This is a genomic window from Wolbachia pipientis, assembly GCF_001752665.1.
Classification (GTDB): Bacteria; Pseudomonadota; Alphaproteobacteria; order Rickettsiales; family Anaplasmataceae; genus Wolbachia; species Wolbachia pipientis_A.
In genome coordinates, this window is the sequence record NZ_MJMG01000001.1 from 336,221 (window position 1) to 350,570 (window position 14,350).

Annotated in this window: 14 protein-coding genes and 4 pseudogenes; 7 read left to right on the forward strand and 11 right to left on the reverse strand. The window is 30.6% G+C overall.

Translation table 11 applies throughout. From position 1 onward, the window contains the following. Positions 1-103: 103 nt before the first annotated feature. Positions 104-492, reverse strand: a pseudogene (locus tag BIY23_RS01675) (hydroxymethylbilane synthase); the annotation flags it as partial. Between the two features lie 239 nt (positions 493-731). Between BIY23_RS01675 and BIY23_RS01680 the strand changes: the two are divergent. Further along, positions 732-1,952 (forward strand): hypothetical protein, encoded by a 1,221-nt coding sequence (locus BIY23_RS01680; protein WP_070064813.1) that lies wholly within the window; start codon positions 732-734, stop codon positions 1,950-1,952. A gap of 80 nt (positions 1,953-2,032) precedes the next feature. On the opposite strand, the gene BIY23_RS01685 is transcribed toward BIY23_RS01680, so the two are convergent. Then, positions 2,033-2,302 carry a hypothetical protein gene (locus BIY23_RS01685; RefSeq protein ID WP_070064814.1) on the reverse strand — a complete coding sequence of 90 codons (270 nt, stop codon included), beginning with the start codon at positions 2,300-2,302 and terminating at the stop codon, positions 2,033-2,035. A gap of 319 nt (positions 2,303-2,621) precedes the next feature. Between BIY23_RS01685 and BIY23_RS01690 the strand changes: the two genes are divergently transcribed. Further along, positions 2,622-2,894, forward strand: coding sequence for a hypothetical protein (locus tag BIY23_RS01690; protein ID WP_070064815.1), 273 nt, complete (start codon positions 2,622-2,624; stop codon positions 2,892-2,894). Between the two features lie 943 nt (positions 2,895-3,837). On the opposite strand, the gene BIY23_RS01695 is transcribed toward BIY23_RS01690, so the two are convergent. The 4 genes and pseudogenes from BIY23_RS01695 to BIY23_RS05305 form a co-directional block, all read right to left on the reverse strand. Next, positions 3,838-4,452: an NUDIX domain-containing protein gene (locus BIY23_RS01695; RefSeq protein WP_148115200.1), complete on the reverse strand. Its 615-nt coding sequence runs from the start codon at positions 4,450-4,452 to the stop codon at positions 3,838-3,840. 357 nt (positions 4,453-4,809) lie between these two features. Next, a pseudogene (locus BIY23_RS05405) lies at positions 4,810-4,920 on the reverse strand (IS630 transposase-related protein); the annotation flags it as partial. A gap of 453 nt (positions 4,921-5,373) precedes the next feature. Then, a complete protein-coding gene (locus tag BIY23_RS01705) occupies positions 5,374-5,598 on the reverse strand; it encodes a hypothetical protein (protein ID WP_070064818.1) in 225 nt (74 codons plus the stop codon). Next, a complete protein-coding gene (locus BIY23_RS05305; protein WP_222523868.1) occupies positions 5,553-5,750 on the reverse strand; it encodes an ankyrin repeat domain-containing protein in 198 nt (65 codons plus the stop codon). Before BIY23_RS05305 ends, BIY23_RS01705 begins: the two co-directional genes overlap by 46 nt. Before the next feature lie 109 nt (positions 5,751-5,859). Here BIY23_RS05305 and BIY23_RS01710 point away from each other — a divergent pair, with 109 nt between their 5' ends. Continuing rightward, positions 5,860-6,303 carry a hypothetical protein gene (locus BIY23_RS01710; protein WP_070064819.1) on the forward strand — a complete coding sequence of 148 codons (444 nt, stop codon included), beginning with the start codon at positions 5,860-5,862 and terminating at the stop codon, positions 6,301-6,303. 482 nt (positions 6,304-6,785) lie between these two features. On the opposite strand, the gene BIY23_RS01720 is transcribed toward BIY23_RS01710, so the two are convergent. After that, on the reverse strand, positions 6,786-7,187 hold the full coding sequence (locus BIY23_RS01720) for a hypothetical protein (RefSeq protein WP_070064821.1): 402 nt from the start codon (positions 7,185-7,187) through the stop codon (positions 6,786-6,788). Between the two features lie 60 nt (positions 7,188-7,247). On the opposite strand from BIY23_RS01720, the pseudogene BIY23_RS04860 reads away from it, so the two are divergent. After that, positions 7,248-8,045: pseudogene (locus BIY23_RS04860) on the forward strand (transposase family protein). 20 nt (positions 8,046-8,065) lie between these two features. On the opposite strand, the gene ispD reads toward BIY23_RS04860, so the two are convergent. Continuing rightward, on the reverse strand, positions 8,066-9,250 hold the full coding sequence (gene ispD / locus BIY23_RS01735) for a 2-C-methyl-D-erythritol 4-phosphate cytidylyltransferase (protein ID WP_261722489.1): 1,185 nt from the start codon (positions 9,248-9,250) through the stop codon (positions 8,066-8,068). Positions 9,251-9,572: 322 nt separating this feature from the next. On the opposite strand from ispD, the gene BIY23_RS01740 reads away from it, so the two are divergent. After that, on the forward strand, positions 9,573-10,610 hold the full coding sequence (locus BIY23_RS01740; RefSeq protein WP_070064823.1) for an AI-2E family transporter: 1,038 nt from the start codon (positions 9,573-9,575) through the stop codon (positions 10,608-10,610). Between the two features lies 1 nt (position 10,611). Next, entirely contained in the window at positions 10,612-11,247 is a 636-nt protein-coding gene (locus BIY23_RS01745) for a P-loop NTPase family protein (protein ID WP_070064862.1), read from the forward strand. Here the strand turns inward: BIY23_RS01745 and BIY23_RS01750 are convergent. The 3 genes from BIY23_RS01750 to BIY23_RS01760 all read right to left on the reverse strand — a co-directional run bounded on the left by BIY23_RS01750 (position 11,216) and on the right by BIY23_RS01760 (position 13,853). Then, positions 11,216-12,157: an RluA family pseudouridine synthase gene (locus tag BIY23_RS01750; RefSeq protein WP_070064824.1), complete on the reverse strand. Its 942-nt coding sequence runs from the start codon at positions 12,155-12,157 to the stop codon at positions 11,216-11,218. The genes BIY23_RS01745 and BIY23_RS01750 overlap by 32 nt on opposite strands. 61 nt (positions 12,158-12,218) lie before the next feature. After that, positions 12,219-13,532, reverse strand: a complete 1,314-nt coding sequence (gene rmuC / locus BIY23_RS01755) for a DNA recombination protein RmuC (RefSeq protein WP_070064825.1) — start codon at positions 13,530-13,532, stop codon at positions 12,219-12,221. Positions 13,533-13,565: 33 nt separating this feature from the next. Continuing rightward, positions 13,566-13,853: a hypothetical protein gene (locus BIY23_RS01760; protein ID WP_070064826.1), complete on the reverse strand. Its 288-nt coding sequence runs from the start codon at positions 13,851-13,853 to the stop codon at positions 13,566-13,568. Between the two features lie 188 nt (positions 13,854-14,041). Here BIY23_RS01760 and BIY23_RS05650 point away from each other — a divergent pair. Then, positions 14,042-14,207 (forward strand): annotated as a pseudogene (locus BIY23_RS05650) (transposase); the annotation flags it as partial. Between the last annotated feature and the right edge of the window lie 143 nt (positions 14,208-14,350).

Sequence of the window (14,350 nt, forward strand, 5' to 3'; positions counted from 1 at the left end):
TTATTGTGTGACGCTTCTTTTTTCCTGAATGAAATTGTTTTTGTTTTTTTTGGCCTCTCTATCGGACTTTCTATTCCATCTATCACTAAAACTTCATACTCTCCTCAACAGCTCTTTTGATTGCAGAAGCACCTATTGTGGCATTTTTAATGGCAGGGATTGTAGATTATTGTATTTACTAGAGATGAGAACGTCATATGGACTTGATCTTTTTAAAGTGCATGGAATTGTTAAATCTGTCGAATAAAATGCTGGAACATCTTTAAGAGAATGAACACCTATGTCTATACTGTCTATAAGTAATGCATTTTCAATTTCTTTTATAAATAATCCTTTGCCACCTATTTCGGCTAGATTGGCATGAGCGTATTTATCTCCAGAAGTTTTGATTTTAATAGATAAACTAGGAAAATTATCTAATAATTTTAGTTTTACTTCTAAAGCTTGAGCAACTGCAAGGCTGCTTACTCTTGTACCTATTTTGATTGTCATGTATAATATGCTAACAACTATATATTTTTAAGGCAAGTACAGGTTTTTAATATCAGCAACGATCTATTGCTATTGAACACTACATACTTAATTATATTCTACTTATAATGAGTTATTTAGATAACACTAAAACATACGGGTTAACAAAAAACCAAAATATACATATTAACAAAAAAATTGATGTTCAGTAAGTAATTTATATATTACTATGATAAATAACATTTTAATAAGGTAAAATTATGTCTGATTTTGATAATGATTTACAGTTACTTGAGTTTTTAAAAAATGCTAAATCAAATAACAACCCGCTAGTCCTTTTCTCACATTCACAGCGGGAAGAATTACTAGAAAGGTTCAAGTTTCTCGATGGAATTAGTGAGTTTCCTTTGAAGAGTGTGTTTAGAGAATTTTTTATATTGTTAAGCCAAGAGTTGGATTTTAGTAGTGGGTATAATGCTTATGGTTATATGCCACTTGCACCATTAAGCACTATTAATGTATCACGATTACAGAACTTAATGAGAATGTTTAACGAAATAGATACATTAAATACCAGCAGTGCAGTAATTATTAGACGTGATTTTACTGATCTAATTCCAAAAATTGTATTCACATATATTATGTATCACTTTGATACTGAGGTATATGAGGGTTATGAGGTACATAATGGTTGTACTACTGTGTCTTTTCCTCTGTCTAACTTTGACTATGATGTGGCTCACCATGGCACACTTGAAGCAATAAAGGTATCAATTAAAGAAAAATTAATAACAAAGATGAGACAAAGAGAATTCGTTCGAAAAGCATATGAAATGTTGGAACGGGAAATAATATGTACAGCATTTGAAAGCTATATTACACGCGAAGATATGTACAGTGATAAAGAGATATTAGTACAATTGATGATATTGTTATATCACATTAACATTAGAAGATCTTATCTGGAATCTTGCATTTTAGGTAATGATGGAATATCCAGTAAGTATAGTAAAGAAACACTCTTACAGTATATTGACAAGATAGAAAGCGAAAGCAGTATTGATTCTTCACAAGTTATGGAAAAAGCTAATCTACCTGTTCATGAGAATGTAGATATAATCAAGATATTTGATAATTTAGGAAACAAAAATGTTGTGGAAAAGCTTATCACGTTAATTCCTCTTGGTACTTATGATATAGAAACAGATATATTAAGTCCAGCAATGTTTAAATTACACGATAAATATGATGTAATGAGCTACCTGTTGCCTGAAGGTGAAGGCTGGGCTGAAAGAAATGAAGCAAAAAAGAACAAGATGATAAAATATTATGCAGAACATAGAGAAATGGAAGGAGTACCAGAGGCATTGGAGATACTAACTAATGATGCGCAGAAAAAAGAGAGTGTAAGTGGTATATCGAGTGACATAAATGAACCTATAATAGAAGGAGTGCAATACAATAAAAGTATGCACCTATAATAAAGATAATTTAAGTTATTAAAGCAATTCTTGCAGAAGCCATATTCTTTAAATATGGCTTCTGTATATTATGTAAAATTTTAAGTGTTTTGTACTAAGTTTTTTATAAATTTATCAAGATTTTGCTGGATCTCCATGATACTAGGAATGTGACATTTAAGATCCAGGATGTGACATACTTTATCCATAATCATGCCTTCAATTTTCAGTGACACTTTACTACTAATATCAATTACACTACTGTCTCCAGCATGAGAATTGGACACATTGTAGTTCGAAACATTGTAAAATATTGTTTTATCTGCTATTTTCTTATGTTCTGCATCCAATATATCAAATTTTGCATTCATGTTAAGATGACTATCAGATGTTAAATCGTGTACCAGTGCTGTTATTTTGAAATAACCATTTCGTATGGTATTTCTTTATCAAAGAGTGCATCTAAACTACCAGTATGTGTAAAATCTATATCATGCATATAAACTCCTTAATTGACTTTAATTATAGTATGCATTAAATCAAAACTTTATTAAAAATTATGTAATAGCTCTACACGTCAAATTCATAAGTTCTGCCAGATTACAAACCTATGAAATTAATTAATTATATTGCAGAAAAATTCATGTTATCTATAATAATGTAAATAAAAATGGAATATGAGAAATTCTTATGGAAGTTGTTATTAAGTCACACGTAAAAAATATTGAAGGAACAGATTCTTACTTTGAGCAAAGAGCTACTAATCTATTTGAAGAAAGAAGTTATTATTTTAATCAACCAGTTTTGATGTTCAATGCTGTTAAGGAAAATAAGCCTATAATTAAGGATATAGTGCAAGGTATGCGTTCATCTATAGAAAAATGTGGCATTGGGCTTGCGCACAATCAATACCATAAGCAAAATGATGCTACAAACCTTTATGCTATTTTTATTATAGTATGAAAAGTAGCATTATCCATAATTACAATCTGACCAGATTTTAACTCTTTAATTAAAAATTCTTGTTAAATAAAATAGTATCGCATGAATACCATTGGTGCAATTATTCTGCTACAACGTTGATAGTATTTACCGCTTTTTTTAGCTTTCAAAGGTTTACCTCTCTTTCCCCATCCTCTATCTTTAATACAGCCTACTTCTATACCACTTTCATCAATATATACTAACTTACTTTTTCATAATTTTTTATAGCCTCTAAGTATCTAAATCGCTTTTCTTCATTCTTTTCTTCATTTGCTTCCATATAGGTAAAGGTTTTTTTTATAACTATAACCTAATTTTTTCAGCCAATAATATATGCCTCATACCAAATTGCTTTGCTAATCCTTTAATTGGACATCAGGTTTATGAGCTATATATGCTTGTAACGATAATATATCTATTTTTCTTCTTGCTCCTAAACGCCTCCTGGGAAGACAATTGCCCATTTTTAGCCTTGCGGCTCATATAAAGTAGTATTTCTACACTTTGGCTTGTCTCTGTCAACAGTACTAATCCTTATTTGCTTTTTTTAACGTAAGTAAAAGTTTCCACTATCTTTTGGATGCACTTTCCCTACCTGTTCTATCAACGTTACTTTTCTTCATCCAACTAGATATATGATGATTATAGCTTTAATACCTATAGCACATCATCTAATTTGAATTCTTTTGCCTGCTTTCTCACGTTTACACTTATATCTTTGTATACATTCCATTCTTTATTCTATTTTTACGTGCTTTCCATATATTTGTCATAATACTCCTTTTACTTATATTATAACAAATATATTCTTCACTGCCAACTTTACATAAGCAATACCTACTCCAGTATATCAATTAACCATTGATTAACGCATAAAACCACTTTACACACCATTTTTCATATTTTGCAATAGGTCTGTGCTCTATTTTATGTAGGTAAGATCACTTTTAGAATGGATATGATGTTTGTCAAATATACGATTAGTTAGGCTTACATTAGAAAGTTCACTACATGGATTACAAGTACTTAAATTATCAAGGTAGTGCTTTATAATCTTACCATGATCAAAAGCAAAAGTTGTTGGGTCATTTTGTAATTTTTCTTTAATTTCATTCAGAGAATACATTGCTACAGACTTAGCATCACTACCTGCACGCGGCACTTGTGGTGTTGCACAAGAATATGTTACTTCAACAGAATGCTGCCTAGGATCACGTCCAAACTCACCATGTATACCCACTAGCTTTATATTATATACATTTGTTATATTGAGCTCTTCCTGCAACTCACGCATAAAAGCATGTTCAGGTGATTCCCTTGCTTCTACATGCCCGCCAAACATAGCTAGCCCTTTCGGCTCTTTACCTCTTTCTATAAGCGCTACTTTATTACCTGGACAGATATGCACAATCCCTGCTACTGTTAATATAGGCTTATCATTAGTTTTAGTATATTGTATTGCATAATAATAACCTGATATACCAGATAAAACAGCAGTTATGCAATATTTCACTATATTAGAATATATTTTAGACATAACATAAATTATATTTCTTGCATTATATAAACTCAAAATTACATTGCAAGTTTTATTAACAACCTATTTAAAAAGTTAAGGTAGAACGTTTAAATATAAATATAACAAATAGAAAAAATGCGACAAGAAGACTGCAAGCATAAAAACACAAAAGAAAGTACTTGTTAGCAATCACCATGTAGTCGTATCATCTTTATTATCAGAAATAGAAATTCCAATCTGTCTTAATTGTTCTCTTATTTTATCAGCCGTAGCATAATCTTTATAACGATAATATCTATTTTTCTTCTTGCTCCTAAACGCCTCCTGGAAAGGCAATTGCCTTCTCTTTTGTACTTTAGGTACCAGCGGGTTAACTGTTGATAAGTTTAAGTAGAATATTTTAGCTGCTTTGACTTGGCCACCTCCTTCTTCTATAAACTTTATTACTCTTTTTCTTAAATTTATACTGTATGGTCTCGTTGTCATTTCCCTTAATTATACTTTTTACTTTTAGTATAATTTCCCTTCTAGGCTAATCCAATTCAAATGTTTATACATAAGCATTTTGGGAAAATGGTCTACATCTTGGCAGACTAATATGATGCACCAGTTAATAGAGCAATGCAAAAGAATTTAGATGTTGAAAAAAAGTTAACGATCTAACAGCTGGGATCTTATGTGCAGTTCTTAAGAGTAATGATAAATATCTAGAACATGGTGTGATGACTTGCATTTCAGGTATGATAAGGGCCTATACTGGTTCAGGACTTAATCAAGATAAACCTTACATACCGCCTTAGCCAGCATTAGAGGGCTACAATTTGATTCATCTTGTGCCAAGTCACCACAAAATTCAGGGTTCGCCCCCTTCTGCAATAATAATTTCGCAAGTTCAACATCATTATCAATGCTCTTACCAATAGGTTTATAAGAAAGAGATTACAACATTAAACTTTTATCTCTACTGGAAATACCATGATTAAGCAATAAATCTAAAGTTCCAATGTTATATTTTCCTACATCGTCTATAATCCACTTTTTTGGTAATTTATTATCAAGAATGTCTATTCTAGCTCCAAATTTAAAAAGTGACTCAATAATTGCAGTTTTATTATGTATTAAAGCCGTATAAAGAGGTGTATAGCATTTACCTGTCGATGACAAGTTAGGACCCCACTCACTAAATTCGGATTAGCTCCATTTTGTAAAAGAATATTCACTACATCAATATTATCTTTCTCAACTGCTAAAATGTATTTGTTAGTCACATTACTTTTAAAAAGCTTATAATCTGGTCTATTTTCACTTTTCAACATATTTGCATACCTTCATATATCTGCATACCTTGATGCAGATAAGCTAGATCCACATATTGACAACAATAACAATAGCTGTTAAATATCACACTCTAGAAAGTATTATAAAATGTATTCATTAGTCAAATTACTGTTAAAAAAGCTTACAATCTTCTCTATTGTCACTTTTCCATATCTTTGCATATCTGAAGTAATAAATGAAGCGTGTTTATCTATAACAACACACTTATCAGGTACAGATGCTGAAGCATTTTATGCTATCTTTAAGGATGATTATTCTTCATGCGCTATTAAAATTACCTGTGATAAAGAAAAAAAGATGTGTGAGATTATAACCAGCTTCCGTGGTATGGGAGGAATAGAAGCTCAAAAATTTATGGATTCAATGGGCTTAGAAAAAGATACAGAGTTTTTTACTAGCGATAAAACATTTGGTATTTATTGCGGCACACGTACCGAAAAATTTACTAAAATACCATTTTGTAATTTTTACCAGCGCAATGCTTTACTGCTTAATCCTCCTACTGCTAGACCTACAATACATAAAGATTGAGAGATCTAGAGTTAGCGATGCTTATCTTTGTTAACCACTGCAGGATTAAATTGATGTAGAGGAGGAAAGTTCTTCTACAATTTTTTTTAGCCACTTCACGATAATTTGTGTTATTAACTTTTACATATTGACCAAAGTGTGCTTTTATGTATTCATCATTTAACATATTTTTCAATTTATCAGCAATCTCAAGACCTAAGTGCTCACATATCAATCTATCTAAATCTTTTGTATTGAGATGTTCAAATGTTTTTCTTAATGCCTCTCCTTCGTAGATCAAATCATCAAAACTATTAGAAATTTGTTAACATTTTTTCCTTTACCTTGTAATATATTTGGTAATAATACCTTTCTTTTTAAACAGTCTTGGCATTTCTGCTTTACATGGTTAAGTATTTCTCCAGTATGTTCGTAATCGTCATTGCTGCTAGGAGGTATAAGCTCGCTAGGAACCTGACCATATTTATTGGCATAAAAAGGGTTTAATCCTGAAAATATTGACTTTTTCTCTCATACCTTTTTATTTTATGAGAAGGTAAATCTTTAATATCAACGGTTAAACATAGCAAACTGTTTTCCCAACAATCTAATACCTCAACATTTGCACCCCTCTTAATTAAGAATTCAAATATTTTTATCAAACTATGATTGGTTAGATCAGCAATGCACTGTAGCAATGTAACAGGTCTATATATTGGTATATCTATACCTAATGCCGTCATAAAATATCTTTTGATTTTTGGCATTGCAAACAGATACTCTGTGTCATTGCTACCTACATACTTTGCGTACTCTTTCTGACATGTATATTGCTTAAATTCTTCTGCTAATTTTTGAAGTACATTATCATGACTTATGTCATCACTATTTTCTGTTACACACAATAGACCTCTTTCAAAATAGAGAAGACAAAGGAAGTAAGGTAAAATAAAAGCTTTAAGGTGATGAGATATAAAGAAATAGAAAAGTTAGAAGGAGAGAAATTTCGGAGGCTAACAGGAGTAAAAAAGGCAACATTTGATAGAAATTTTAGATAAAGAAGATAGACAAAAGAAGGCAAGAAGTGGTAGAAAAAGTAAGATATGTATTGAAGATAGGCTATTAATGGCACTAGAATACATTAGAGAATACAGAACTTATTTCCATATTGGGCAAAATTATGGTGTAAGTGAAAGTAACTGTTTTAAAATAATAAAATGGATTGAAGAGACATTGCCCAAATTTTGCGTTACCTGGAAGAAAAGAGCTGTTGAGGAGAGTATGAAGTTTTAGTGATAGATGGAACAGAAAGTCCGATAGAGAGGCCAAAAAAAACAAAAACAATTTCATTCAGGAAAAAAGAAGCGTCACACAATAAAAACGTAGATAATTGTGGGAAAAGAGAATAAAAAAATAATTTGTACGTCATTTTTAAATGGAAGGAAGCATGTTAAAATGGGAGGGAACATGATTTTAGGATATTTAAGGAATCAAAAGTAGCAATAGCACCAAAATCTAGCAGATGCAGGGTTTACAGAAAATACATGCAAACGTTAAATTGCCACACAGAAAAACAAAGAAGAAACCATCAATTAAAGAACAAAAGCAAGATAACCAGAAGCTTACAAGTCAAAGAGTGGTAGTTGAAAATGTGATAGGTCTCTTTAAAAGGTTTAACAGATCGCTATCGCAATAGACGAAAACTCTTTGCTCTTAGGTTTAATTTAATTGCTGCTATTCATAACTTTGTGTTATTTGTATGAATTTTGAAAGAGGTCTAATGTCAGATCAATGTTGTCATCAATACAATAACATGTGCAGATATTCCTTCTTGTCTCCCAATAGAACCCAACCTTTCAGCAGTTGTTGCCTTAATGCTCACAAATTCATCGCTTATACCCAATATTTTCGCTATAGATTTTTTCATTGTATCTCTATAAGGCGATATTTTAGGTTGTTCACAAACTAACGTAACATCCAGATTTGATACGCTATATCCTGATTCCTCTGCCTTTTTTATAGCAAAATCAAGAAAATGTGATGAGTCGCACCCTTTCCATGTAGAAGAGCTAGGTGGAAAATGTTCTCCTATATCCCCACATCCTAACGCTCCTAATATTGCATCAACTATTGCATGTATTGCAACATCACCATCAGAATGTGCATCTATTGCCATGTCATGTTCAATTTCAACGCCACAAATTTTTATTAAACATTGAGAGCAATCTTGAGGCTTAATAAACCTATGTATATCATAGCCAGTACCAACAAGAAATTTTTGTATAAATTGTGCCATATTAATATCCTCTTTTGTAGTTAATTTAAAGTTATTTTTTTCACCATGAATTGTTATAACGTTCCTCTGATTTGCGACCATTAACGAAGAATCATCTGTAAACATTTTGTTTGTGGATTTATGACATAATAATAATTCCTGAAAGTTAAAAATTTGAGGAGTTTGTATCGCTTTTAGCTTTGTTCTACATAGTGTAGATTCAATTACACTATTATTCACTAATGATACAGTATCTGCAAGTGCCACAGCAGGAACAATTCCTGCATACTTGTGATGACAATCTCCCATATATGCAATTAACCTATCTATGAAAATGGATGATACGAAAGGCCTACAAGCATCGTGTACTATTATAAATTGAATTGACATCTGTTCAAAGCTTTCTAGTCCTAATTTCACTGATTCTTGCCTAGTTTTCCCTCCATAAATAGGATTTAATAATTTTGTGCTTTTGACTGATACAGTTATTGCCTCATTGTAATATTCTTCATGATTTTCATTAATTACCACTCTAATATAATCTACATATTTACTTACTAGAAATTTCTCTATTGCATGACATAAAACTGGCTTACCTGCTAATTTCATATATTGTTTTGGCACAGAAGTCTTACATCTTTTGCCTATACCAGCTGCAACAATTAATGCTGCGTATTTGTAGGATTTATACACATTTAATCTTATAACTACACTTACTTTATTACTTATTAGTAAAGTGAGGTAATATAGGTGAATAACTACTGCATATTCCAGCTGCAACAATTAATGTTGTTGGATTTATACATCATTTAATGTACAGTATTAGAAGAATATGGCATTCAATAGTGGTACATATAATGGAAAATAAAACAAAGCAAATGAAAATTTAGTAGAAATAACCATACTGGACAATTATTATCCAGATTGCTATAAAGGAATTTTATATCAAAAATATCTATATGAAAGTATATACAAATATTACAAAATAACTAAAACAAGATATGTTATTAGAAGTATGCAAAAGCGCTATATAGTTATTTGCCTTATATTACTTTTTACAATTATATTATTGCATCCTATAATTTTCCCGTGCCTTATTGCTAGTATTGCTGCGTATTTACTAAACCCATTAGTAAGTAGACTAGAAAAATTCAAAATATCGCGTTTATACTCTGTAATTCTCGTAACATTTTTATTATTATTAATTTTTATACTAAGTATAACACTTGTTTTACCAATTATATGTGCACAAGTTACTTCAATATTAGATTTTCTGATCAAGAAAGTACCATCACTAGAATCCATATTAATTTTACCTATATTAGAATTTTTTAATATTAATCTTGATATAAATTATTTCTTTGAGGAAATATTTAAAAGTTACACAACATATCTTATAGATGCATTAAAGGTCGTAAATAATCTTATGCTCGGAGTATTAAGTTCAAGCTTGAATTTTATATCATTAATAGTCATTACTCCTGTAATATTTTTTTATGTACTACGAGATTGGCCTTCCATTATAGAACAAGTGAATAAATTAATTCCTATACCTTACAAAAAAAATGTCGCCTATTTTTTTGTAAAAGTAGATTCTATGATATTTAGTTATCTTAAAGGACAAATAAATGTATGCATTATCATGATGATATTTTATTCCATCACCCTTAGTATATTGAAGCTGAAACATGCTATCGTTATTGCAATTTTATCAGGTACATTAACATTTGTTCCATATATCGGACCATTAATATATTCTACTATCGGTTTTTTAAGTGCTATCACTCAATTTAGCGGATGGTTTGAAAGTATTATTGTTTTATTATTATTTTTAACTGGTCAGTTACTAGATTCATACATATTAACTCCTCTATTGATAGGAAAAAAAATTAACATACATCCAGCAATTATTATTTTTGGAATTACTATCTGTGCTTCATATTTTGGGTTCATAGGTATATTGCTTTTTATTCCAATTGTATCCATCTTTATCGTATCAACAGAATTGGTAGTCAATAAGTACCGTAAAAGTGAATTTTATAAAAGTGGTTAAAGTGCAGTTAAATCTATTTAATAACAATCATTACGCTGATTATAGCCAACATAATTATATTATATTAAATGAGAATAAATATGTATATGATGCAGTAGTGAACAATGCATCGTGGAAATCCTTATTACTTTTTGGACCTAAAAGCTCTGGAAAGACTCATCTCGCACATATTTGGAAATCAGTAAATAATGCAATTTTTATTAATATTAATAACTTTATCAGTGATATGAGATATAGCGATGCTTTTATTTTAGAAAATATTCATAATATACAAGATGAAACTTCGTTATTACATTGTTATAATTATATGAAAGAGAGCAATAAAAAAATGCTCATTACTTCTGCAATTTCACCTACAGGACTTAATTTTAAATTGAAAGATTTACACTCTAGAATACTTTCAACCACTAGCGTAAAAATTCCCCCTGCAAGCGAGGATCTATTAAGAATAATGTTAATTAAGAGATTTGCAGATAAGCAACTTAAAATTGATTCAAAGGTAATAGATTATATTTTAAGTAGAATAGAGCGTTCTTTTTACAGTATTAACAGAATAACAGAAGAGATAGACAATAAATCAGTAGGAATGGCTATTACTATTCCTTTTATAAGTTCTTTGCTACGTGAACTGAACTGAATATTTCAATAGATTGTTTTATATGTTGAGAGATAGGAGCTGTCAGAACAATCTTCCTGTTATTTGGTAACTTTAAAGATAATGAATGCGCATGAAGATGCATTTTATTTACTATTCCATTAATAAAAGCTTTTCTACCACCATATTTACCATCACCAAGAATAGGACAGTTTATATGAGCCAGATGTACACGCAATTGATGCGTTCTACCAGTAATAGGTGTTAGTTTAAGGAAAGCTACATTATGATTTAATTTTTCTAAAATAGAAAAATGTGTGACAGCATTTAGCGATGAGTTTATATCAACTATTACCTTTTCCTGTCCAGCAACATACCTTTTTACCAACGGACAATTTATAATACCATTGTTTTCATCTGGTATACCTACAGTAAGTGATAAATAAGTCTTGTTAATTGTACGTGTTTTAAACTCTCCCATTAAATACTTAGCTACTGCTGCGTTACGAGCAAAGATTATTATTCCACTAGTATCTCTATCTATTCTATGTACCATTTTCAGTGTTTCCTCACTTTTTATGTAATCTAGTACATCACTAACGCTATTTTTCCCACCTTGTACAATAATTCCTGCAGGTTTATTAATAGCTACTATATAATCATCTTCATATAATATGTTTTCTTGCAATAATTTTATTAATTTAGTATTTGGCTTTAATTCCGGTGTTTTATATTCTGAATGAAAATGAACGTTATCTATATATTTTATTATAATATTTTCTCCATGACTGACTCTATAATTAGATTTGACCATTTGATCATTAACTTTAATTAATCCTCTCCTTAAAGATTTTTCTATTACAGATTGTGTAAGATTAGGAAAAAATCTTTTTATATATTTATCTAACCTAATTTCATTATCATTCACTGTTAAAGTTCGTATTACAGTCATTGGTTTATATGAGCACAGAAGTATATAAGATCAGTTTCAATAAAACCCCCCCTCCCTAACTTCAAGAATCTTGTAGTTCTTTAACATGCAGATTACGCGGTATTGATTCAAGCTCTCTTGTAACTTCCAATGTCTTGCTTTTCGCATCTATACCTAATTTATTAAATTCACGAGCTGCAGGAAATACTCTTGATTCAAGAGAACCCGCAGTCTTATTAAAATTATCTACTGCACTTTTCAAGCTTTTACGTAAATGATTAAAATTTTCTCCCATACCACAAATACGCTCATACAATATATGTCCTAGTTCGCTAATCTTCTTTGCACTTTCAGCTACTACTTCTTGTTTCCAACCATACGCTATTGCTCTCAATAAGGCAATTAAAGTAATAGGTGTTGCAATGATTACCTTTTTCTCTATACCAATTTCTATTAAAGCAGGTTCATACTCAAGAGCTGCGCTAAAAACTCCTTCTCCGGTCAGAAACATTACTACAAGTTCTGGTGTGTTATTAAATTGATTCCAATATTCCTTTTTTCCTAGTTCACTAATATGTTTCTTTATTGCCAATGAATGCTCTTTTAATTTTTCTTTTTGTATAAGTAAATCTTTTTGTGATACCGCATCAAGATAAGAATCAAGTGGTACTTTAGCATCTATTATTATCTGTTTACCTGATGGCATCTTTATTATTAAATCAGGACGTAATATACTTTCATCATTCTTGCTCACTACAGATGGCTGAATGTCAAAATCACAATACTCGATCATTCCTGCCATTTCCACCACTCTCTTTAATTGTATCTCACCCCATTTACCCCTTACATGAGGTTTTCTCAAAGCATTAGCCAAATTGGAAGTTTGATTCATTAGCGCTCCTATTTGTTCTCTTAACCCTTCGTATGCCCCTACCCTCTCTTTCTCAAGCGCACGTATCTCATGATCAAATTTTTCTAGTTTTTCTTTGATGGGTGCAATAACTTCATTAATAGTTGCTTGTCTCTTCTCTAAGTTGTTTTCTGTATCTTTAAGTTTATTATCAATTACTTCCTTAGCTAAATTTAAAAAATTATTATTATTAGTTTGTAACGCATCAAGTGAAAGTGCCTTAAAGGTATTTGCAAGTCTTTCTTCTGCTGTAGTTAATAGTTCTATTTCTTTCTTTTTTCCTTCACGTTCTTTTTGTAAAGTTATCGCAAGTTCCGCATTTTTAATCTTTAATTCAACTATGTTTTCATTTTTTATAGATAAAGTTTGCTTTAACTCATTTTCTAATTTAGATAAACCATCTATAAGTTTCAGCTTCTGTCTTACAATAGCTAACAGTAAAATAATAGATATAGCATAAGCCACAAAACAAAAATATAAAAACATAGCTGTATAATACTATTACATTTACTTATTTTACTAGAAAAGTTTCTTATGTGAAGAGATTTGCTTTTCAACTGTATATGTATACATAAGGTCTATTCTCTGGGACCATATACTTATATTTCCATAGCTACAATTGCTTAACATCACTTTCACTTTATTAACATCTACTGCTTCCAAAACACCAGGTTGTACACAATCATGCTCTTTCTTTGATTGAGATTTATTAGTTTCTTCTGGTCTCTTTTCTGTGTTTAAACTATCAGACTTTTCTTTATTCTGCTCTTTTATCTTCTTCAAAACTTGTTCTAGAAGATTATTCATCCCTTCTTTAGATTTTCCAATACCACCACCATTATTTTTTAGGTATTCTAATGTTTGTTCTACATTATTAATAGTTTCTTTATATTTTTCAGTGCCATTATCATTATTTTTAGGTGTTTTAATACATGATGCGCAAATTCTTCTCTAAGAACCTGTAGGCGGTCTAAAAGAAAAGGTAAGAAAAGAATATAAGTCCAAGTGATGTTAGTAAAGAGCAGTTCGCGATCATATTGCCAGAGCTTGAATCTTGTTGAAAGAAGACAAAACCAAGGAAGGTGGGATGTATTTTGTGGAGTGTTGTATGTTTTGAAAAGTGGCTGCCAATGGGGAATGTTACCGAAAGAATTTCCAAAGTTGTTATGAAGAAGTGGACCGAACACAAATAAAGAAAGTATTCTAGAGCTAGAAAAATAGTTGGCGAGGTCCGACGAAACAATAATCGAAAAGAAAAAACAAGCTTCTGCATAATTGATGCACAAAGTGTCAAAAACAGAGAT

What these genes read in the sequence shown, in the direction of transcription:
- BIY23_RS01680 (WP_070064813.1), top strand. Translation starts at nt 732, where the DNA reads ATGTCTGATTTTGATAATGATTTACAGTTACTTGAGTTTTTAAAAAAT.
- BIY23_RS01685 (WP_070064814.1), bottom strand. Translation starts at nt 2,302, where the DNA reads ATGAATGCAAAATTTGATATATTGGATGCAGAACATAAGAAAATAGCA.
- BIY23_RS01690 (WP_070064815.1), top strand. Translation starts at nt 2,622, where the DNA reads ATGGAAGTTGTTATTAAGTCACACGTAAAAAATATTGAAGGAACAGAT.
- BIY23_RS01695 (WP_148115200.1), bottom strand. Translation starts at nt 4,452, where the DNA reads ATGTCTAAAATATATTCTAATATAGTGAAATATTGCATAACTGCTGTT.
- BIY23_RS05305 (WP_222523868.1), bottom strand. Translation starts at nt 5,750, where the DNA reads ATGTTGAAAAGTGAAAATAGACCAGATTATAAGCTTTTTAAAAGTAAT.
- BIY23_RS01710 (WP_070064819.1), top strand. Translation starts at nt 5,860, where the DNA reads ATGTATTCATTAGTCAAATTACTGTTAAAAAAGCTTACAATCTTCTCT.
- BIY23_RS01740 (WP_070064823.1), top strand. Translation starts at nt 9,573, where the DNA reads ATGCAAAAGCGCTATATAGTTATTTGCCTTATATTACTTTTTACAATT.
- BIY23_RS01750 (WP_070064824.1), bottom strand. Translation starts at nt 12,157, where the DNA reads ATGACTGTAATACGAACTTTAACAGTGAATGATAATGAAATTAGGTTA.
- rmuC (WP_070064825.1), bottom strand. Translation starts at nt 13,532, where the DNA reads ATGTTTTTATATTTTTGTTTTGTGGCTTATGCTATATCTATTATTTTA.
- BIY23_RS01760 (WP_070064826.1), bottom strand. Translation starts at nt 13,853, where the DNA reads ATGAATAATCTTCTAGAACAAGTTTTGAAGAAGATAAAAGAGCAGAAT.